This is a genomic window from Rhizobium sp. 10N427, from assembly GCF_056394605.1.
Genome location: NZ_JBFTID010000011.1, coordinates 95,978 through 116,117 on the forward strand (window position 1 = coordinate 95,978; position 20,140 = coordinate 116,117).

Here is a 20,140-nt window from a genome sequence, read left to right on the forward strand (position 1 = left end):
GGAAGGTGGCCGACCATAGCAAGGATGCCCCGCGACGCAAGGTGTTCAGCCGTGCTTTTCACGCGCGTTTTCGTCGCTCTCCGGCACCCGTCCCACATGCGCGGGCTCCGGCACATGGCGGCCTTTGAAGCGGTCGCGGATGCGCTGGATGATATCGCGCATGTTGATGAAGATCGGCAGGGTAATTGCCGGTTCCACCGCTTCCAGAGACATGCCGACGGAGCTGATGTGATCCTGGTCGTCGAGGTCGCGAACGATGAGGATGATCGAGCCGAGACGGACACGATCGGCATAGTCGGCCTTGCCGCCAAGCCGCTGCTTCATCAGTTCGGCGATCGTCAGGCCCTTCTCGGATTCGTTCAGCAGACCCGGCCCATAGGCGGCATCGAGATCGGCGGCTGGACGGATCGGCGAGAGCGCGAACGCCCCGAAGAAATCCGCATCATCCTCATCGACAGGCGCCTTGCTCGCAAAGAGACGGTCGAGCAGGCGCGCGTAGCTCGGCACGATGAAGAGATAGACCAGATCGTTTTCGCGCAGCCGCCCGGCATATTGATAGCGCAGCGACTTGCCGTCGCGGATGACCAGCGACGGTGTGGCCCAGCGCGGGATGCGCTCGCCACGGAGGACGGGGCTGTCCTTGATGACGCGGTAGGCGAGGAGTTCATGGTTTGCAGAGCCCGGCAGATCGATCTCGACCTTGTCGACGGCGCCCATGCGCGGCGGAATGATGAGGCCGAGCTTCTTCGCCACCGGTTTGATCGTCCATCCTTGGACGAGGAGCGAGACGAGGACGATGATGAAGGCGACGTTGAAATAGACATGGCCATTTGGCAGGCCGCCGAGGATGGGCATGATGGCGAGCAGGATCGAGACGGCGCCGCGCAGGCCGACCCAGGCGACGAAACCGATTTCCTGCTGCGTATAGTCATAGGGCAGCAGCGATAGCCATACGGCCAGCGGCCGGGCGACGAAGATCAGGAACAGCGCCAGCGCCACGGCGGGCAGGATGATTGCCGGAAACTGCGACGGCGTTGCCAAAAGCCCGAGCACGAGGAACATGATGATCTGTGCCAGCCAGGTCATGCCGTCCTGGAAGCGCTTGATGGCGGCAAGGCCCGGAAGCTTGCGGTTACCGGCATAGATGCCCGCGACATAGACGGCGAGGAAGCCGCTGCCGCCGACCGCGCCGGTGAAGGCGAAGACCAGCATGGCAAGGCCGAGCACGAAGATCGGCGTCAGGCCGCGATCGGTATCGAGGCGGCTGACCACCTGGGCGATCATCATGCCGCCGAGCATGCCGAGGATGACGCCGAGACCCATTTCCTCGATGAAGAGGGCCAGCATCGACAGATTGATGCCGGAATAGCCTTCGCCGCTCGCCAGCAGTTCGACGAGGACGATGGTGAGGAAGATCGCCATCGGATCGTTTGTGCCGGACTCGACTTCCAGCGTCGAGCGCACCTTGTCGCGAATATTGATGCCGCCGATGCGCAGCAGGAAGAAGACAGCGGCGGCATCGGTCGAGGCGACGATGGAGCCGAGCAGCATGCCTTCCAGCCAGCTGAAATTGAGCAGCCAGGTAGCGGCGAAGCCGACAAGGGCGGCGGTCATCAGAACGCCGACGGATGCAAGCGTCAGCGAGGGTATAGCGGCAAGCTTGAAGGCCTGAATTGGCGTGCCGAAGCCGGAATCGAAGAGGATGACGGCGAGCGCGATGGAGCCAAGGATATAGGCAAGATAATTGTTGCTGAACTCGATGCCGAGGCCATCCACACCGGCCAGCAGGCCGATGCCGAGGAAGAGCAGCAGCAAGGGGGCGCCGAAACGGAAGGCGAGCAGGCTGGAGAAGGCCGCAAGAAGCACCAGCGCCGTCGAAACCAGCACGACGATATAGAATGCTTCCACGTCCATCCCCTTTCACATCCGCGCCGCGGCCCGCCCCCGGAAACCGCAACCATTGCTCGATCCTCGTCCTTGCTGCGCTTCCGCCAGTAAACGGCAAAACAGACCGGAAGGGTAGGCCTTGCGGCTTAACCTTGCTGGGCTGCGGCGTCATGCTGCTGAACGGAGAGCCGGACGGCTCACCAACGAATGCTACGGGAGAGAATCTCTATAAAGAATGTATAGGCAAATCAGGCGAGAGCAGGGCAAAAACTGAGATGAGCATCGCTTTTGCCGATAAGGCGGCGCTTATCGGCGATTGACCTGAAAGCGCTTGTTGATGCGATCGACCGGCGTGCCGTCGAGAAGGGGAACATCCTTCGTGACGCTGTAGGTCTCGAAGCCCATTTTCGCATAGTAGGCCAGACCACCGGTATTGTCGGCGCGGATCGTCGCGTTGATGAACTCCATACCGAGCGTCCGGGCGGCGGCAAGCGTTGCCGCGAACAGGGCAGTGCCGACGCCGGGGATTTTGGGGTGCTTGCGGGAAAATGTCCCGATGTCGGCCCATCCCTCGGGAAGATCTGGATAGAGACTTAGGAACTGAAATCCCGCAAGGACGTCATCCGTCTCAGCGACATGGCACGTCAGCGCCGACTGGCCGTCTATGAACCAGTCTCGCAGTTGATCGGGAGAGAAGGATTCTTCCATGGCCGTCGTGCCGCCAGCGGCGATGATCTCGTTGAGGAGCATGGTGAGTTCATCGGCATCGGCTGCGCGCGCTTTTCGAATTCTGAGATCCACCAAGATACCGTTCTCCCCTTTTCGGCCGTCATTTAAAACAAAAACGGCCCGGTTTCCCGGGCCGCTCTCTCGATCTGCTTTTCGCAAAAGCGAAGCTTAGATGAGCTTTGCGAAGGCGACGGCCGTGTCGGACATGCGGCTCGAGAAGCCCCATTCGTTGTCGTACCAGGACAGAACGCGGACGAAGTTGCCTTCCATGACCTTGGTCTGGTCGGTCGCGAAGATCGACGAATGGTCGTCATGGTTGAAGTCGCGGGAAACCAGCGGCTCGTCGGTGTAGCCGAGAACGCCCTTCAGCTTGCCGTTGGAGGCAGCCTTGATGGCTTCGTTGATTTCGCCGACGGTCGTTGCCTTCTTGGAGACGAACTTGAAGTCGACGACCGAGACGTTCGGGGTCGGGACGCGGATCGACGTGCCGTCAAGCTTGCCCTTCAGGTGCGGCAGCACGAGGCCGACGGCCTTGGCAGCGCCGGTGGAGGTCGGGATCATCGACAGGGCTGCAGCGCGGGCGCGGTACAGGTCCTTGTGCATGGTGTCGAGCGTCGGCTGGTCACCCGTGTAGGAGTGGATCGTGGTCATGAAGCCATGATCGATACCGACGGCGTCGTCGAGAACCTTTACGACCGGCACGAGGCAGTTCGTCGTGCAGGATGCGTTGGAGATGACCAAGTGTTCCTTGGTCAGCTGGTCGTGGTTGACGCCGAAGACGACGGTCAGGTCAGCGCCGTCGGCAGGAGCCGAAACGATGACGCGCTTGGCGCCGGCCGTCAGGTGGGCAGCAGCCTTGTCACGCGAGGTGAAGATGCCGGTGCACTCGAGCGCGATATCGACGCCGAGTTCGCCGTGCGGCAGCTGTGCCGGATCGCGAACGGCGGTCACCTTGATCGGCTTGCCGTTGCCGACGATGATCGTGTCGCCTTCGACCTTGACGGTCGCCGGGAACTTGCCGTGGATCGAATCGTAGCGCAGCAGGTGAGCGTTGGTTTCGACCGGGCCGAGGTCGTTGATCGCCACGACTTCGATGTCGGTGCGGCCGGATTCGACGATAGCGCGGAGAACGTTGCGGCCGATGCGGCCGAAGCCGTTGATGGCAACCTTTACAGTCATTTGCATTCACTCCCTAGACATGGGGCTTGCGGATGGAGTGGAGAGCGCCGGAGCGCTCTCCCTGAAACTCAGAGCTTTGCTTCTGCGGCAGCGACGACGGCGTCTGCCGTGATGCCGAAATGCTTGAAGACGTCCTTGGCCGGGCCGGAAGCGCCGAAGCTCTTCATGCCGATGAAGGTGCCTTCCGGACCGATGAACGCATCCCAGCCTTCGCGAACGGCGGCTTCGACGGCGATCTTGACCGGCGAGTTGCCGAGCACTTCCTTGCGGTAGGCATCCGGCTGTTCGAAGAACAGTTCGGTGCAGGGCACGGAAACGACGCGGACGGAAACGCCCTTGGCTTCCAGCGTGGCGCGGGCGGCAACGGCGAGTTCGACTTCAGAGCCCGAAGCGAAGATCGTCACCTTGGCGTCGGCCTTGCCGGCGAGCGTATAGGCGCCCTTGGTCGTCAGGTTCTCTTCCGAATATTCGGTACGAACCGTCGTCAGGTTCTGACGGGTCAAGGCCAGCGCGGTCGGGCGGTTCTTCGTCTTCAGCGCGATCTGCCAGGCTTCCGCCGTCTCGGTGACGTCGGCCGGACGGAAGACCAGCAGGTTCGGAACGGCGCGCAGGCTCGGCACCTGTTCGACCGGCTGGTGGGTCGGGCCGTCTTCGCCGACGCCGATCGAGTCATGCGTCAGGACGTGGACGAGGCGAATGCCCATCAGGGCGGCGAGGCGGATCGGCGGACGGCAATAGTCCGAGAAGATCATGAAGCCGCCGCCATAGGGGATCACTCCGCCGTGCAACGAGATGCCGTTCATGGCCGAAGCCATGCCGTGCTCGCGGATACCCCAGTGCATGTAGCGGCCGGAGAAATCCGTTGGCGTGATCGAGACCATCTGGCTGGTCTTGGTGTTGTTCGAAGGCGTCAGGTCGGCGGAGCCGCCGAGCGTTTCCGGCAGAAGGCCGTTGATCACTTCAAGCACGTCCTCGGACGCCTTGCGGGTCGCGACTGTCGGCTTGGTCTCGACGATCTTCTTCTTCAGGTCGCTGATCGCAGCATCGAAGCCTTCAGGCAGGTCACCAGCGAAGCGGCGGCTGAATTCGGCGTTGTGAGCCGACTTTGCGAGGCCAGCTTCCCAGGACTTGACCAGATCGACCGAGCGGGCACCGGCGGTGCGCCATGCGTCGAGAACGTCGGCCGGGATGACGAAAGGTTCGGCTTCCCAGTTCAGAGCCTTGCGGGTAGCGGCGATTTCCTCGGCACCGAGCGGGTTGCCGTGAACCTTGTGGCTGCCCTGCTTGTTCGGAGCGCCGAAGCCGATGATCGTCTTGCAGGCGATGAAGGTCGGGCGGTCGGACTTGTGGGCTGCTTCGATGGCAGCGGCGATTGCCGCCTGGTCGTGACCGTCGACTTCGATCGTGTTCCAGTGAACCGCCTTGAAGCGCATGATCTGGTCGGTCGAGTCGGAGAGCGAAACAGCGCCGTCGATGGTGATCGAGTTGTTGTCCCAGAAGAGGATCAGCTTGTTCAGCTTCAGGTGACCGGCAAGGGCGATCGCTTCATGGCTGATGCCTTCCATCAAGCAGCCGTCGCCGTTGATGACATAGGTGTAGTGGTCCTGCAGGTCGGAACCGAATTCCTCGCGCAGCTTGCGCTCGGCGATCGCCATGCCGACAGCATTGGCAATGCCCTGGCCGAGCGGACCGGTGGTCGTTTCGATGCCGGTCGCGTGGCCGTATTCAGGATGGCCGGCGGTCTTCGAACCGAGCTGGCGGAACTGCTTCAGGTCCTCGATCGACATGTCCGGGTAGCCGGTTAGATAGAGGAGCGAATAGAGAAGCATCGAGCCGTGGCCTGCAGAGAGGACGAACCGGTCGCGGTTCGGCCAATGCGGCTTCTTCGGGTCGAAGCGGAGATACTTGCTGAAGAGGACAGTGGCGACATCAGCCATGCCCATCGGCATGCCCGGATGGCCGGAATTAGCCTTTTCGACTGCATCCATGGCGAGGAAGCGGATCGCATTTGCCATCCGGTCGTGTTGTTCAGGAGAGGTCATGGCTATTCCACGGGTTCCGGGTGTCGGGGGATGGCCTCGAGCCTTCTGAAGACCATCGATGAGAGCGGGGTGACACATAGCAGTTGGAACGGCCAAGTCAATAAATTGCAGGCCGAATCCGGGACGGGTGCGACGATTTTTAACATTTGACCATCAAATTTTACAAAAGACCAATTCACTGCAAAGACTGGGACTATTTCAGTCATCCACAGAATAGGGCCGGTGCCCCCATGCCGCCTTTATTGACGGGCAGTTGGCGAGCTGCATATCCTCTTGAAAACACTGAACCGGCACCGCTTGCCGATTCGAATGGTCTTCTGCGGGAACACCGGACTTAAGACAATGACGCCGACAGGCAACGCCATGGAAGCAGCGCTCAACGAGCTCAAACAGGCCATCTCAGGCCTGGAGAACGCCGTCGACATGCGCATCGAACGCCAGCGCGAGCAAGGCGATATCGAGGGCGAGGTACGGCGCGTTCATGCCGATCGCTCGAAACTGGCGCAGGAGCTGGATCAGGCGGAATTCCGGGCGAACCGTCTGGAAGAGGTCAATCGCGAGGTCTCCCGCCGGCTGGTAACGGCGATGGAGACCATTCGCGCGGTTCTGGACCGGTAAAGGAAGCAGCGACATGGCGCAGGTGACTGTTACGATCGACGGCAAGGCCTATCGCATGGCCTGCGAGGAAGGCCAGGAAGGCCATCTGACGGATCTCGCTAACCGCTTCGACGGCTATGTCGGCCATCTCAAGGGCCAGTTCGGCGAAATCGGCGATCTCAGGATCACTGTCATGGCCGGTATCATGGTGATGGACGAGATTGCCGAGCTCACGCGCCGGGTGGCGGGTCTCGAGGCGGAGCTCGATGGTCTGCGCAGCAACCGTGATACGGTGCTTGCCGCGACCTCGCGCACCGAGGAGACGCTGGCATCGGCGCTTGGCGAAGTTACCAGCCGCCTGCGTAGCATCACCGAAAAGCTGAACGGCCGGACGCCTGCCGAGCTGAATTAATTCGCCGAAACACTGTCTTCTGCCACTGGCGCGGCCTCGAGAACGCCCTTATATATTGAAGGCGATCTGCGCCTCTCGACAGGAATCACAATCCCTGGGGCCATACTCGATCCAACGGGAGCTGTCCCTGACTAGGCTCGTGGGCCTGGACATATGGCGCCCACCTACGTTTGTAGGCACCCAGGATCGTAAACATCCACCGGTTGCCGCGGATCGCACTTTTTCCCCTTCACAGTTTCCCTTCCCCGATTGCCACGTCCTTCTTCAGGTGAGCGCTTAGGTCGTTGGCCTTGGCGGGGCGGGGCGGTTTGGCCGCCGATTTGGCCCGATATGGCTGAACCAAGCGCAGCAAGATATTCAGAAATTTCATGGAAACGGTCATGGTCTTTCCTTCCATGACGCCAATTTACTGCTGTAGAGTAGCGCGGTATAATGAAACTCCCCCCGCTCAATGGTGAAGGATTTTCATGCCAAATCGAGTTCTGCCGCCTGTCGCCACATTGCAGGCCTTCTGCGCAATTGCGGAAACCGGTGGCTTTGCCAAAGCGGCGGAGCGGCTAGGGCTGACGCAGACGGCGGTCAGCCACCAGATCGCGCAGCTGGAAGGCTGGCTTGGCGGGCGGCTTTTCGACCGCGGGCGGCATGGGGCCAGGCTGTCAGCTCTCGGAGCGAAGCTTCATCCGGAAATTTCCGCAGCGATGACCGCGCTGGAGACGGCCCTGCATCAGGGCCGCGCGGCAAGCCTCAATCCTTCGCTGGTCATTGCCACGACACCTGAATTTTCCAGCCAATGGCTGGCGCCGCGTCTGGAAGCCTTCTGCCGCCGTTATCCGAAGATTGAGGTGCGCACCGCGGTCACCTATCAGCGCCCCGATTTCACCAGCGTCGATCTGGCGATCTGGCTTGGGCATGGCGGCTCAGAGCTTGTGACCGAATCTTTATTGCTCGACGACGAATTCGTGGTGTGTGCGCAGGAAGTCTCCGCGCGGCTTCCGCGCCGGGGTGCGGTTCGTGCGGCACCTCTGCTTGCCTATCGCGGCATGCGTCATACAGTTCTCGATTGGCAGCGATGGTTCGAGCAGGTTGGTGGCGACCTGAATTCGCAGGAGCTGGCCGGTTTCGATATTGGCGAAGCGGTGCGGGAAGCACAGGTCTTCGATACGTTCGAGGAGATGCTGGAAGCCTGCGGCCGGGGCGAAGGCTTTGCGCTCGTTCGAAGTTCGTTGGTGGATGCAGATCTTCAGTCGGGAAAATTGGTGCGCTGTTTCGTCGAACAGCAGCCGGCGGCATTGAATTATGCGATGCTTTATCCGGCGGGCGCCCTGGAAAGATCGTCAGTCGCGCTCTTCAGGCAGTGGCTGCTCAGCCAGACAGGGCCGCAGCAATAAGTTCTTACTCGGCTGCAGCCAGATAGATGGTGTTCTGCGAGGATGCGGCGAGCGCCTGGACTCTTGCTTCGGCCTTGGCAATCAGCTGGTAGAACTCGTCCTGTGCATCGACATCGAGCTGGATGACGGCGTTGACGTCCTCCGGGGTATCGCAGATGCAGGCAACGGCTGATATCGGACAGATGCCGCCCGGATAGCGCTTTCCATTGCCGGTATACGCACGGCGGCCCCAGCGCTCGGAGAAAACGGTCTCTTCGCGGTCGAGATGCAGAATCGTGCCCTTGCAGGCTGTCACGATCGCGGCCTTGCCGTAAGCGAACCAGTGATAGTTCAGCTTGCGCAGGATATATTTGCCAGTGATGTCTTCTCCGGCCAGTTCGGCGGGATCTTGAATCATTCTGATCATAACGGCGTCCTCGAAGTTGCCTTCAATATCCGGTATGTCGGTTTCCGCCGCAAGTCGAAAAACGTCAGCTTTTGTATAGACTTAGTCACAAACTATTTCCAATTTTTACAAACGGACGGCTGTTGCACATACCGGAGCGAGTTTGATTTGGTGAATTGAATTCACAAGTGTTGGGGTTTCCATCCGGATTATCTTGGCAATGGCGGTCGCCCATATTGTGAGCCGAACAAGAATTTGCCGCGCCTGTCAGATGCGGCTTTCACATCGGATCTCATTATGCCCCTTGCACTTTTTGCTTTGACGATCGCGGCCTACGCGATCGGAACCACCGAATTCGTCATCGTCGGTCTGCTGCCAACCGTTGCCGATGACCTTCACATCACGCTGCCGCTCGCCGGCCTGATCGTCAGCGTCTATGCCCTCGGCGTCACTTTCGGTGCGCCTATCCTGACGGCGCTCACCGGCCGGATCGAGCGCAAGCCGCTGTTGCTCGGGCTAATGGCGCTGTTTGTCCTTGGCAATGCGATGGCCGCGCTCAGCCCAGGCTACCTGCCGCTGCTGGTCGCCCGTGTGCTGTCGGCCTTTGCCCATGGCGTGTTCTTCTCGGTCGGCTCGACGATCGCCGCCGGTCTGGTTCCTGAAAATCGCCGTGCCTCGGCCATTGCCATGATGTTCATGGGCTTGACGGTGGCGATCGTCACCGGCGTGCCGCTCGGCACGTTCATCGGCCAGACTTTCGGCTGGCGCGCGACATTCGCAGCCGTTGCCGGGCTGGGCGTCATCGCCTTGATTGCGATTGCCGTCCTGCTGCCATCGACGCTGACGAAGGCCGAACCGGCGACGCTGCGCCAGCAGGCCGGCGTCCTCGGTAGCGGGCGCCTGCTGATGGTGTTCGGAATGACGGCGCTCGGATATGGCGGCACCTTCGTGGCCTTCACCTTCCTGGCCTCGATCCTGCAGGAGGTCACCGGCTTCTCGGCTTCCTCAGTTAGCCTCATCCTGGTGCTCTACGGCCTGGCGATCGCTGCCGGCAACATCGTCGGCGGGCGGATCGCCAATCGGGATCCGGTGCGGGCGCTGACCTGGCTCTTCGTTGCCCAGGCCGCGGTTCTGGTGCTCTTCAGCTTCACGGCCGTCTCTCCCTGGCTGACGATCCCGACGCTGGTGGCGCTCGGCTTCCTCTCCTTCGCCAATGTGCCGGGCCTGCAGCTCTATGTCGTTCAGCTTGCCAAGCAGGTCCGCCCGGCAGCTGTCGATGTGGCCTCGGCGCTGAACATCGCCGCCTTCAACCTCGGGATTGCCGCAGGCGCCTGGATCGGCGGCCTGGTCGTCGAGTCGCCGCTTGGCCTGCAGGCGACACCGTGGGTCGGCGCCATTCTGGTCGTTGGTGCGCTGCTTCTGACGCTGAAGAGTGCGGCTCTCGACCGGCGGGTGGTTCCGGCGGCGGAGCCGATGCGCAGGGCGGCCTGAACGGTCGTGCAATCAACGGGCGCTTCGGCGCCCGTTTTCTATTGCGCTTCAAGATCGCTCTTCAGCCGGTCGATGATCGAAAGAGCGTGCCCGGCATAGGCGCTGATCCAGCGGTCGTAGATATGTTTGATCGGCAGGCTGTTGAGGTGGTTCCAGCGTTCGCGGCCCTCCTTCTTCGCGATCACCAGACCGGATTCCTCCAGAACCTTCAGATGCTGCATCACCGTGCAGCGGTCCATATCCGGAAAATTTTCGCAAAGCATGCCGGTCGTGCGCGGTCCGTCCTTCAAAAGGTCGAGGATCTCGCGGCGCCGGAAATGGGCGAGGGCCTTGAAGACGGGGTCGTTTTCCGATTCGCTTGACATGTTATGTTTTTATAACATAATGGCGCCGATCACAATGGAAAAGAGGAGGAAATGCCATGTCCCTCGGTATTCGTGTCGGAGGCCGGATCGGCCGGCCTGCCGCGGAGGTTTTCGATGCGGTGGTCAATCCGAAGAAGCTCTCGGGCTATTTCACGACGGTCGGCGGCGCGAGCGCGCGGCTCGTCAAGGGAACCACGGTGACCTGGTGGAAGGACGCGCCGGTGGAGGTGGTCGATCTGGTGCCGGAGAGCCTGATCGTGCTGCGCTGGGAAGGCGGAACGGATGCGGACAAGGTCCGCTACAAGACGACGGTCGAAATGAAGTTCGAGGCGCTTGAGGATGGCGGCACGATGGTGACCATCTCCGAAGACGGCTGGCACGAAGACGAAGCCGGGCGGCGCGGCACCTATCTCAATTGCGAGGGCTGGGCCAACATGCTGTGCTGCATGAAGGCCTTCGTCGAGCACGGCATCAACCTGCGCGACGGCATGTTCCTTAGCGAGATGCGCGGCGAGCCGGCCGAAGCGCCTGACTACGAGGCGCGGACATGAGCGCGGCTTTCGAGGGCGGCGTCGATGTCGCGATGAAGGTGCCGCCGCACCAATATCAGCCCGTTTTGAATTTTTACCGCGATGTCGTCGGGCTGAAGGAAATCGGCAATGAGGGTACGCGCGGCTTCGAACTCGGGCCGATCCGGCTTTGGATCGACGAGAGCCCGGGCATGAGCCAGGCGGAACTCTGGCTGGAGCTCTTGACGCCGGATTTCGGCCAGGCCGCAGAGCATCTTCGCCAGGCTGGCGTGACGCGCTGCGATGCCATCGAACCGCTTGGCGAGAATTTTCGCGGCGGCTGGATCTTCAATCCAGCCGGCATCGTCCATATGGTGCGGGAGCCGGATACCTGGGAACCGCCCTCGGAGTGACCTATTCGGCCGCGGGCGGCAGCAATCCCTGGCCCGGCGCCGGCAATGCCCTTGATCCGCTCGCCAGGATGCCGCCCGGCGACGGGCGCCATCTGGAGCGGCGCACGGAGACGGTGTTGGCTGCCATCCGCGTCTGGCCGGAATAGGCGGACGGCTTCTGGAACATGCGGCTGAACAGGGCGCGGAGCGCTGCCAGCGGATAGGCCCGGCCCGGCATTGCTTCCGGCATCTCGCTGTAGAGCCGCTGGATCATCTTGCGCCGGACGATCGCCGGATGGGCGTGGATATCCTCGCTTTCGCGCCGTTCCTTCACCGCGACGACGGAGACGGTGAATGACGACCGGTTCTGATCGACGCGGTCGATGCGTCCGGCAACGTCGAAGCCGGGGAAGGGCGAAAAGAGAAGCAGATCGCCGACACCGGCATTCATGCCGATGCGCGGCTGCTGCAGGCTGATTTCCGCCTGTGTCAGAGACAAGCTATCGACGGTGCAGGGCAGGGCCTGGCCGTTGCAGGTCATCGCCGTCTTGCGCCCAAGCGGGAAGCGGATGGCATCCAGTGGTTCGCGCGGCAACTCGATGCAGACGAGCATCGAGACGAAGGCATAGACCATGACCACCATCCCCCAGGCGACGCTGAAGCTGTCGAGGCCGCTATAGTTGCTGAGCAGCGGTCCGTTCAGCATGCCGGTGAAGGTGAGGATGATGATCAGCGCGAAGGTGGTGGCGATCGGATAGAGAATATCGACGCGGGTGCGGTCCTCGCCCTTCGCCGTTACCTTGAATGGCCGTCCGAAGGGGTGGGCGATGGCGTGGCAGATGGCGATGGTGATCGGAATGGCCGAGACCATCTGCGAGACCTCGGTGAACAGCGGCAGGCTGCGCCAGCCGGAGACCCAGGCGTGGAAAGTCCACATGGCGCCGACCATCGGCAGGGCATAGAGAAAGAAGGCTTCGGGCTCCATCAGGATCGCCGGCAGGCCGAGGAAGTAGAAGAGGATAGGCGCTGCCATCAGAAGCAGCATGAACGGCCGGCAGAACCAGAACAGTAGCCCATGGAAATAGTGCAGCCGCTGCATCAGCGTATAGCCGCGGCCGAAGAACGGGCCGTCGCGCAGAAGCGCGACCTGGATGGTGCCGAGGCACCAGCGGCAGCGCTGGGTGATGTAGCCCGACAGGCTTTCGGCGGAGAGGCCGACGCTGAGTCGCTCGTTCAGCCAGCGGGTGCGCAATCCCTTCTGCATCAGGCGGTAGGTGAGATGAATGTCTTCGGTGACCGTCTCCTCGGGCATGCCGCCGATCAGTTCAAGGGCATCGCGCCTGACGACGCAGGATGTGCCGACGCAGAAGGCCGCTCCCCAGCCGTCCTTCGACGGCTGCATGACGTCGAAGAAGATACGCTGGTCGTCGACCCAGGCTTTGGACGCCAGAAGGTTATGCTGCACCGGGTCGGCGTTGTAATAGAATTGCGGGGTCTGGATCAGGCCGATCTCGGGATCGACGAACTGGCCGATGATGCGCTTAAGGATCGGCCGCTGCGGCGCGAAGTCGGCATCGAGGATCAGGATGAAGGGGGCGTTGGTGATCTGCTTCGACCAGCGGATGGCATTGTTGATGTTGCCGCCCTTGGCGCCCTTGTTGTCGTCGCGCGTCAGATAGCGCACGCCGAGTTCGCCGCAGTAGTCGCGCAGCCATTCGCGCCGCCCGTCGTCGAGGATCCAGATGGTGAAGTTGCCGTAGTCGATCGCCTTGGCGGCCAGGATCGTCCGCTCCAGAATGGTGACATCCTCGTTGTAGGTGCAGATGAAGACGTCGACGGCCGGTGGCTTTCCCATGCGCGAGATCATCGCCTCGCTGGTATCGGCTGCTCCCGTATGGTCGGTTCGACGGAAGAAGAAGACGATCGACAGCAGTGTGTAGAGGATGACCACGGCCTCGAAAGCCAGGTAGATGCGCGGCCAGATCGCGTAGGCGCTCCAGTCGAAAGCTGGCAGCGTCGTCGTCAGCCGGAAATAGACGTAGTTCGCAAGCATCAGGATCAGGATGGTGCCGAAGACGGCGCGGTCCTTGCTCCTGTTGCTGTCGAGCAGCAGTGCGCAGCCCAGAATGAGGGCAAGGGTCACCAGCGAGAAGAGGATGGCATCCGAGAGGGTGACTACTTCTGGGGACATGGCTTTTCCTCGTTCTTGGCCGCAAAGGAATCTGCATTGAAGGGGTTGAGCCTGAGCGCCGCGAGCACGGCCCATCCCGTCGCCCCGACATGGGGCAGGCGATAATATTTGAAGTCGCCGGGCTCGGAGTTCGGCCCGACCTGCAGCCCGGTGGTCAGCTGCTCATCGACTGTGGCGTAGATCAGTTTCTCGGGTGAGATCTGGGCCGAGATGGTCTGGAACAGCGGCTCCGCCTTCTGCGCGTCGCCGACCATCTGATAGATCAGCGCCGCCTGCGCGGTGCCTTCCAGCCAGATGCCGTCGCGGTCGTTGTTGAAGTCGAAGCCGCCGGGAACGCCGTGGTTGGCCTCGGTCCATTCGAGCACCTGCGGTGCCTTGGCGGCGAAATCCTTGACGGCGATCAGGGGCCAAAGCTCGGCATCGAGACCGGACATGTTGACGTTCGGCGCGTTGCTGTCCGGCACGCTGCCGATATAGAAGCGGCCCTCTGCCTTGTTCCACATGGCGTCGAGGAAGTCCTTGGCGCTCTCGCCGTCATGCTCCCAGTCGCCGGCCTCATCGATGGTCGCCAGCCAATGATCGGCGGCGTAGATATCGAGGTTGTGCTCGGTGGATTTCCAGGTCATCCGGTCGGGCGTTGGCTCGTGACCGAAGAAGCCGCCGAAATAGCCGGGGTTCTTGGGGTCGGCAGTCGAACGGTGGATGAAGTCCATGATCTTGCGGGCGCCGTCGAGATAAGCCGTCTGGCCGGTCTCGGAATAGGCGGCGAGCAGACCGAGCGCGCCCCAGGCGGTGCTGCCGGTGGCGCTACCGACCTGATAGCCGTCCTCGATCCAGGAATTGCTGGCCGTGCTCCAGTAGCCGGGAAGCAACATGCCGTCCTTGCCTGTTGTGACCGGCCCGGAGCGATAGGCGTTGCGCAGTCGTCCGTCGTGATAGTGGCGGTCGGTTTCCAGCGCCAACACCAGCGCATCGGCGACGCGTTTGGCCTCCTTGGCGCGGCCGCAGCCATAGAGCGCCATCATCGCCAGCGCGTTGTCATAGGTGAAGCCGGTATTGTCGAGCGCCGGGTGCAGCTTCGATCCGCCGTTCGCCGGTTCGAAACTGCGAAAGACGAAAGCCTGCTCCGGTTCACCCGTCATCAGCGCGGCCAGGCCGTCGCAGAGCGTGCAGGCCAGTTCGTCATGTTTGCCTGCGGCCGCAGCAGGCGGTGGGATGAAGGCAAATGCCGCCATGGCGAGCATCGCCGCTAGGAACGTTCTACGCAAAACCATATCAAAGTCTTCCCTGTTATCGCCGCTCGATAACGTGAAGCGAAAGCGCGCTTGTTACTGCTGGAGGCTCGCCATCTTGTGGCCCTTGTCGAAAAAGGCCGACGCGGAGAGCAGGCCGTCCGCCTCTGACAATTTGTCGACGGCCATTTTCGAATAGCGGGTGAGGCGCGCGACGACGGTCTCTCCAAGCGAGACAATCACGTCCTCACCGACATTGCATCCAAAGAACTTGTCGTTGTTCGGTTGTCCGGCAGCGGTCAGCTCGACGGGATCGTCGTCGACCTTGACGAGGACATAGACCTCGTCGCCCTCGGCCTTCGGAAACTTGGCGAAATAGCGGTTCTGCTGGCCGCTGTCGAAGTAGCGGACGATCTTGTAGACGTGGCCGCTTTTCTTGACGCCGAGCGAGCGGAAATTGACCATCGCCGGCGTGCCGATATCGAGGGAGGAGACGTCCCGGCTTCTGTAGACCGCCGCAGCGAATGCTTCGGTGCAGTCGAGCGACTTGGCGACCGCCTGTCCCTGCATGACGAAATCGCCGAAGGAGGCGTCGACGCTGACGACCTGGCCGTGATGATCGGCGACCACCTCGGCAGCCCCCGATTTGCCCAGCCGGCCTTCCTCGCGGTTGATCAGTTTCTCGACCTGCGCCTTGCGCTCGGTCATCTGATTGATCTCGATATTGTCTTCGGCGATGTCGCCGGCGAGCTTGGTGCGCTGCATTTCCAGCGTCAGGAGGTTGGCTGCGACCGTACCGCCCGTATAGATGTCGCGGCTGACCAGCGATTGGACGATCTCGTTGCGCTTCAGTTCGCCGCGGGCTGCATCGAGCTCGCCCTGGGCGGCATTGCGTTTCTGGCGCTGCGGCTCGACACTCGCTTCGGAGGTCATCCCCTTCTTCAAAAGCACGGTGGCGCGCTGCAGCAGCGCATCCTGCTCGGCAAGCCGCGCCTCGTAGATCGAGACGTTCGATTGGGCGTTGCTGATGACGGCGCCAAGTTCGCTCAGAACCCCGTCCTTCACATCCGATATCTGCGCCTTGACCTTGCTCAGCTGGTCATTGCGCTCGGCAACCACGTTGATCGTGTTGTTGAGCTTTTCTGTCAGGTCGAGCTTCTCAAGCCGGAGACCGGTGAGAGATGTTTGATCCTGATTGGGATTGGAGACGGTTGCCGTCACGTCGCCGAGATTTACCACCTGACCGACCTGCAAGGAAATCTTGTCGACGCGGCCGTAGATCGGCGAGGCGATCATCTGCACGGGGGCGTTGATCACCGCCTTCGGCGAAACGACGAAGAACTGGTTGGGTACCATCGACATGCCGATGGTGAAGAGCAGCAGGAATGCGAACAAATACCCGGCAATCCGCGAAGCGGACAGTATTCGTACGTCTTTTGGATGAATATTAATTGGTGTGGCCTTCATAGTCTTCAATCCTGAACTGACAAATCATAGATCGAAATTGAAGGGCACTTCCCCCGTTGTTTTTTTATTTAGTTGTTAATCAAAAATTACCATCGAGATTTCGCCAAGGCAACTGCTCACCAAGTGCAAAATTTTGCGGAACAGTGTTGTGACGAAGATGAGTGATAAGTTAAGAATATGAAAAGAAACGGATTAATCAGCTTTATTTCGGGCATAGAAAATTTTCGTGACTGCTTTGATTGGCCGTTTGAAAGCAGCCGCCGGTAACTGCGCCATACTGCAATGCAACTGCCATACGTCTTTGCCGCCGGGCTCCGGGCGGCTCTTTTACTGAGTTTTTCACTCCGATTTTAACAGGGCCACACCCTTTGCGCGAAACGTTTTGCGGCATGAAAGCAAGGTGGCGAGGATCTCATCTCCCGAATGTGACAGAGACTTCGCTTGCCTGCGGCGGCATGAGTGCTAATTTCCGGAATCATATCGATTAGATTCCCAGGAGAATATAAAATGCAGCTTGGCATGGTAGGTTTGGGCCGTATGGGCAACTACATGGTCCAGCGCTTGATGCGGGATGGCCATGAATGCGTGGTCTATGACGCGAAGCCGGAAAGTGTTGCGGACCTGACGGGCAAGGGCGCCACCGGAGCCAGCTCGCTGGAGGAGTTCGTTTCGAAACTGTCGCGTCCGCGCGCCATCTGGCTGATGCTGCCGGCTGCCATCACGGACAAGGTGATCGCCCAGCTTCTGCCGCTGCTGCATGATGACGACATCATCATCGACGGCGGCAACTCCTATTATCATGACGATATCCGCCGCGGCGCGGAACTGATCACCAAGGGCATCCATTATGTGGATGTCGGTACCAGCGGCGGCGTCTTCGGCCTCGAGCGCGGTTATTGCCTTATGATCGGCGGCGAAAAGGGCATCGTCCAGTCGCTGTCGCCAATCTTCGCTTCGCTCGCGCCCGGCGTCGGCGACGTGAAGCCGTCGGAAAACCGCACCGCCGGCGAACACAGCACCGCCGAGCAGGGCTATCTGCATTGCGGTCCGCATGGCGCCGGTCACTTCGTCAAGATGGTTCATAACGGCATCGAATACGGCCTGATGGCCGCCTATGCCGAAGGCTTCAACATTCTGAAGAATGCCAATATCGGCGCGGCGACGCATGAAGCCGATGCCGAGACGGCGCCGCTCGCGCATCCGGAACATTACCGCTACGACTTCAATCTGCAGGATGTTTCGGAAGTCTGGCGCCGCGGCAGCGTCATCACCTCCTGGCTGCTCGACCTCACCTCGGATGCGCTACATGCCGATCCGGCTCTGGCGAAATATGCCGGCCGGGTCTCCGATTCCGGCGAGGGGCGCTGGACGATCATGGCGGCCATCGACGAAAGTGTTCCGACGCCGGTGCTGAGTGCTGCGCTCTACGGCCGCTTTTCGTCGCGCGACCAGGACGAGTTCGCCAACAAGGTGCTCTCGGCGATGCGTGCCGGCTTCGGCGGTCACGTCGAGAAGCCGAAGGCGTAAAGCCCAACAGGTGCTCATATATTCTTGAAGACCCGCGCTTTCCGAGCGCGGGTTTTTTCGTGCCCATTGCCTATGGCATCGCAAGCGATATGGTTGATTCCAGTCATACCGGAGGGCGTCGGGTGTTGGGTTCAAGGTTCGTGAGGGGGAGCCTCTGGGCTTGCCTGTTTTCGTTGACGATTTTTCTCGGCGCTTCCGGCGGCGCAATCGCGCAGACCGCGCCGGCGCCACCCGCAGCCGATGCCGCCACGCCGCCCGACAAGGTGCGGCAGATGATGCAGCTGATGCAGGCGCCCGAGGTGCAGACATGGATGGCATCGCAGATGAAGACGGCGCCCGCGGCGGCGGCCGATGACGGCGGACAGATGTCCGTCCTGTCGGATCTGCTTGCCCATGCACGCCATCATGTCGAAATGGTCTCGGACGCGGCCATGGACTTGCCGGAAGAAGTCGAGGCGGCCGATGGCATCGTCGATCGCGAGGTCGAGCCAACGGGGCCGGGCTGGATCGCCGTTCAGGGCCTGGCGCTGCTGCTGATCGGCACTTTGGCTGAGCTGTTGTTTCGTGCCGCGACGCCGCGGCCGCGCGTCCGCCGATCCGATGTTGAGGAGCCTGCCGCGCTGCATCACGCTGGCGCCAATCTCTTCTATCGCGTCATCCCGGCTATCGTCTTCGCCATGGCGACGATCGTGCCGCTGGTTGCGTTCAGCTGGCCGCCGGTGAGCCAGGCGATCGCGATTGCCGTTGCGATCGCGCTGATCGCGACCCGCTTCACAATTTCCATCGGCCGGATGCTGGTCGTGCTGGTGACGCTGCCGCGCGCCGACGGCGAGCGCGATATTTCCCGTGCGAAGGCGCTGTATTGGTTCCGGCGCTCGGCCATATTCGCCATCTACTTCGCCTTCGGCTGGGTGGTGATCCAGATCATGGAGCCGCTCGGCTTTTCAGTCGGCTCCCGCTTGTTTGTCGCCTACATCCTCGGAATCGGGCTTTTCCTGATTGCCGTCGAAGCGGTCTGGTCGCGCCCCAGCGATGGCGTCAGGCACAGCACGGCAACAGCCTGGTTTCTGACGATCTACTTCCTCGCGCTTTGGCTCCTGTGGGTTACCGGCTTCATGCTGCTGCTCTGGCTCGGCATCTATGCCCTGCTTCTGCCGAAGGTTCTCCGCGTTGCGACGGCCGCGGTCCGTTCGCTGCATCAGGCGGAAGCGGGCTTCCTCGCCAATCGCCGGATGGCGACCGTGTTGCTGGACCGCGGCGTTCGCGCCATCATCATCGCGGCAGCGGCGGTCTGGATGGGGCGGATCATGGGCTTTGCGGCAGACAGGATGGCGGCCGGCGACACCATGGTTGATCGCATCACTCGCGGCGCCATTGGCGGCATCGTCATCCTGCTTGCGGCCGATCTGCTCTGGCATATCGTCAAAGCCTATATCAACGGCAAGCTTATCGATTCGCCGCTCGATGCTTCGGCCTCGGATGAAGAGAAAGCCAGGCGCGCCCGCCTGCAGACCTTGCTGCCGATCTTCCGCAATATCTTCGCTGTGGTCATCGCCGTTATTGCCGTTTTGATGGTGCTCTCGGGCCTGGGTATCGAGATCGGGCCGCTGATTGCCGGCGCCGGTGTCGTCGGTGTCGCGGTCGGCTTTGGCGCGCAGACGATCGTCAAGGACGTGATCAGCGGCATGTTCTACCTCTGGGACGACGCCTTCCGGGTCGGCGAGTACATCGAAAGCGGCAGCCACAAGGGGGTGGTCGAGGCCTTCAGCCTACGCTCTGTGAAGCTACGCCATCATCGCGGACCGCTGACGACCGTTCCCTTCGGCGAGCTCGGCGCGGTCAAGAACCTCAACCGCGACTGGACGATCGACAAGATCAGCCTGAACGTCACCTACGACACCGATCTCGTGAAGGCTAAGAAGGTCGTCAAGCAGATCGGCCAGCAGCTGCTCGACAACCCCGATTTCGGCCCGCATATCATCGAGACGCTGAAGATGAAGGGCGTCGAGCAATTCGGAGAATTCGCCATCGAGATCCGGCTGTCGATGATGACCAAGCCCGGGGAGCAGTTCGTCATCCGGCGCAACGCGCTGGCGATCATCCGCAACGCCTTCAAGGAAAACGGCATCGAGTTCGCGGTGCCGACGGTGCAGGTTTCCGGCGACGGGCGGGACCACGAGGCGATGGCAGCTGCCGCACGCTATGCGGCCCAGGCACGGGCAGGCGGCGAACCTGCCGCCTGAGGGTGGAGCGGGTGCGACGGAATGCTACAAAAGCGCTGTGGAGGACTATGTCACCCAGCGCTAATTTTGCCCCAATTCAGGCCGATGAGGCGCGCTTGGCGGTA

Annotated in this window: 19 protein-coding genes, 1 other RNA gene and 1 pseudogene; 11 read left to right on the forward strand and 10 right to left on the reverse strand. The window is 61.4% G+C overall.

Translation table 11 applies throughout. The features are described from left to right. Positions 1-45 precede the first annotated feature (45 nt). Complete coding sequence (locus AC1DIJ_RS21545) at positions 46-1,914, reverse strand: potassium/proton antiporter (protein WP_442210111.1); 1,869 nt, start codon at positions 1,912-1,914, stop codon at positions 46-48. Positions 1,915-2,057: 143 nt separating this feature from the next. On the opposite strand from AC1DIJ_RS21545, the gene AC1DIJ_RS21550 reads away from it, so the two are divergent. Further along, positions 2,058-2,207, forward strand: a complete 150-nt coding sequence (locus AC1DIJ_RS21550; protein WP_162702613.1) for a hypothetical protein — start codon at positions 2,058-2,060, stop codon at positions 2,205-2,207. Here the strand turns inward: AC1DIJ_RS21550 and AC1DIJ_RS21555 are convergent. The 3 genes from AC1DIJ_RS21555 to tkt all read right to left on the reverse strand — a co-directional run bounded on the left by AC1DIJ_RS21555 (position 2,194) and on the right by tkt (position 5,837). Beyond that, positions 2,194-2,691 carry an N-acetyltransferase family protein gene (locus tag AC1DIJ_RS21555; RefSeq protein ID WP_477831546.1) on the reverse strand — a complete coding sequence of 166 codons (498 nt, stop codon included), beginning with the start codon at positions 2,689-2,691 and terminating at the stop codon, positions 2,194-2,196. The genes AC1DIJ_RS21550 and AC1DIJ_RS21555 overlap by 14 nt on opposite strands. A gap of 93 nt (positions 2,692-2,784) precedes the next feature. Continuing rightward, positions 2,785-3,795 carry a type I glyceraldehyde-3-phosphate dehydrogenase gene (gap, locus tag AC1DIJ_RS21560; protein ID WP_112385471.1) on the reverse strand — a complete coding sequence of 337 codons (1,011 nt, stop codon included), beginning with the start codon at positions 3,793-3,795 and terminating at the stop codon, positions 2,785-2,787. Positions 3,796-3,863: 68 nt separating this feature from the next. Next, a complete protein-coding gene (gene tkt, locus AC1DIJ_RS21565) occupies positions 3,864-5,837 on the reverse strand; it encodes a transketolase (RefSeq protein WP_112385470.1) in 1,974 nt (657 codons plus the stop codon). Between the two features lie 342 nt (positions 5,838-6,179). Here tkt and AC1DIJ_RS21570 point away from each other — a divergent pair, with 342 nt between their 5' ends. The 3 genes from AC1DIJ_RS21570 to ssrS all read left to right on the forward strand — a co-directional run bounded on the left by AC1DIJ_RS21570 (position 6,180) and on the right by ssrS (position 7,065). Next, positions 6,180-6,455, forward strand: a complete 276-nt coding sequence (locus AC1DIJ_RS21570) for a DUF4164 domain-containing protein (protein ID WP_112385709.1) — start codon at positions 6,180-6,182, stop codon at positions 6,453-6,455. Positions 6,456-6,468: 13 nt separating this feature from the next. After that, a complete protein-coding gene (locus tag AC1DIJ_RS21575) occupies positions 6,469-6,846 on the forward strand; it encodes a cell division protein ZapA (protein ID WP_112385469.1) in 378 nt (125 codons plus the stop codon). Positions 6,847-6,906: 60 nt separating this feature from the next. Next, a non-coding RNA gene (ssrS, locus tag AC1DIJ_RS21580) (6S RNA) lies at positions 6,907-7,065 on the forward strand. Between the two features lie 10 nt (positions 7,066-7,075). Here the strand turns inward: ssrS and AC1DIJ_RS21585 are convergent. Continuing rightward, positions 7,076-7,228, reverse strand: a complete 153-nt coding sequence (locus tag AC1DIJ_RS21585) for a hypothetical protein (protein WP_162698732.1) — start codon at positions 7,226-7,228, stop codon at positions 7,076-7,078. A gap of 85 nt (positions 7,229-7,313) precedes the next feature. On the opposite strand from AC1DIJ_RS21585, the pseudogene AC1DIJ_RS21590 reads away from it, so the two are divergent. Continuing rightward, positions 7,314-7,502 (forward strand): annotated as a pseudogene (locus tag AC1DIJ_RS21590) (helix-turn-helix domain-containing protein); the annotation flags it as partial. Between the two features lie 42 nt (positions 7,503-7,544). Beyond that, entirely contained in the window at positions 7,545-8,234 is a 690-nt protein-coding gene (locus AC1DIJ_RS21595; RefSeq protein WP_477831551.1) for a LysR substrate-binding domain-containing protein, read from the forward strand. Positions 8,235-8,238: 4 nt separating this feature from the next. Here the strand turns inward: AC1DIJ_RS21595 and AC1DIJ_RS21600 are convergent, their stop codons facing one another. Then, on the reverse strand, positions 8,239-8,640 hold the full coding sequence (locus tag AC1DIJ_RS21600) for a hypothetical protein (protein ID WP_112385467.1): 402 nt from the start codon (positions 8,638-8,640) through the stop codon (positions 8,239-8,241). A gap of 276 nt (positions 8,641-8,916) precedes the next feature. Here AC1DIJ_RS21600 and AC1DIJ_RS21605 point away from each other — a divergent pair, with 276 nt between their 5' ends. Beyond that, positions 8,917-10,110, forward strand: a complete 1,194-nt coding sequence (locus AC1DIJ_RS21605) for an MFS transporter (RefSeq protein WP_112385708.1) — start codon at positions 8,917-8,919, stop codon at positions 10,108-10,110. Between the two features lie 38 nt (positions 10,111-10,148). Here AC1DIJ_RS21605 and AC1DIJ_RS21610 read toward each other — a convergent pair whose 3' ends face one another. After that, positions 10,149-10,475: an ArsR/SmtB family transcription factor gene (locus AC1DIJ_RS21610; protein WP_112385466.1), complete on the reverse strand. Its 327-nt coding sequence runs from the start codon at positions 10,473-10,475 to the stop codon at positions 10,149-10,151. A gap of 56 nt (positions 10,476-10,531) precedes the next feature. Here AC1DIJ_RS21610 and AC1DIJ_RS21615 point away from each other — a divergent pair, with 56 nt between their 5' ends. Together AC1DIJ_RS21615 and AC1DIJ_RS21620 are read left to right on the forward strand one after the other, a co-directional pair. Beyond that, a complete protein-coding gene (locus AC1DIJ_RS21615; protein WP_112385465.1) occupies positions 10,532-11,026 on the forward strand; it encodes an SRPBCC domain-containing protein in 495 nt (164 codons plus the stop codon). After that, the gene (locus AC1DIJ_RS21620) at positions 11,023-11,397 is read left to right on the forward strand and encodes a VOC family protein (RefSeq protein ID WP_112385464.1); all 375 of its coding nucleotides are present in this window, start codon (positions 11,023-11,025) and stop codon (positions 11,395-11,397) included. The genes AC1DIJ_RS21615 and AC1DIJ_RS21620 overlap by 4 nt, the downstream gene beginning before the upstream one ends. Before the next feature lies 1 nt (position 11,398). Here AC1DIJ_RS21620 and AC1DIJ_RS21625 read toward each other — a convergent pair whose 3' ends face one another. Genes AC1DIJ_RS21625 through AC1DIJ_RS21635 form a run of 3 tightly spaced genes read right to left on the reverse strand, consistent with a single transcriptional unit; the run spans position 11,399 to position 16,194 of the window. Further along, complete coding sequence (locus AC1DIJ_RS21625; protein ID WP_112385463.1) at positions 11,399-13,567, reverse strand: glycosyltransferase family 2 protein; 2,169 nt, start codon at positions 13,565-13,567, stop codon at positions 11,399-11,401. Then, on the reverse strand, positions 13,552-14,841 hold the full coding sequence (locus tag AC1DIJ_RS21630; protein WP_112385462.1) for a YyaL domain-containing protein: 1,290 nt from the start codon (positions 14,839-14,841) through the stop codon (positions 13,552-13,554). The genes AC1DIJ_RS21625 and AC1DIJ_RS21630 overlap by 16 nt, the downstream gene beginning before the upstream one ends. Positions 14,842-14,895: 54 nt before the next feature. Further along, positions 14,896-16,194: an HlyD family secretion protein gene (locus tag AC1DIJ_RS21635; RefSeq protein ID WP_442210124.1), complete on the reverse strand. Its 1,299-nt coding sequence runs from the start codon at positions 16,192-16,194 to the stop codon at positions 14,896-14,898. Between the two features lie 579 nt (positions 16,195-16,773). On the opposite strand from AC1DIJ_RS21635, the gene gnd reads away from it, so the two are divergent. Both gnd and AC1DIJ_RS21645 read left to right on the forward strand, forming a co-directional pair. Continuing rightward, complete coding sequence (gene gnd / locus AC1DIJ_RS21640; protein ID WP_112385460.1) at positions 16,774-17,793, forward strand: phosphogluconate dehydrogenase (NAD(+)-dependent, decarboxylating); 1,020 nt, start codon at positions 16,774-16,776, stop codon at positions 17,791-17,793. Between the two features lie 89 nt (positions 17,794-17,882). Beyond that, positions 17,883-20,036 (forward strand): mechanosensitive ion channel family protein, encoded by a 2,154-nt coding sequence (locus tag AC1DIJ_RS21645; RefSeq protein WP_112385707.1) that lies wholly within the window; start codon positions 17,883-17,885, stop codon positions 20,034-20,036. Positions 20,037-20,140: the final 104 nt, after the last annotated feature.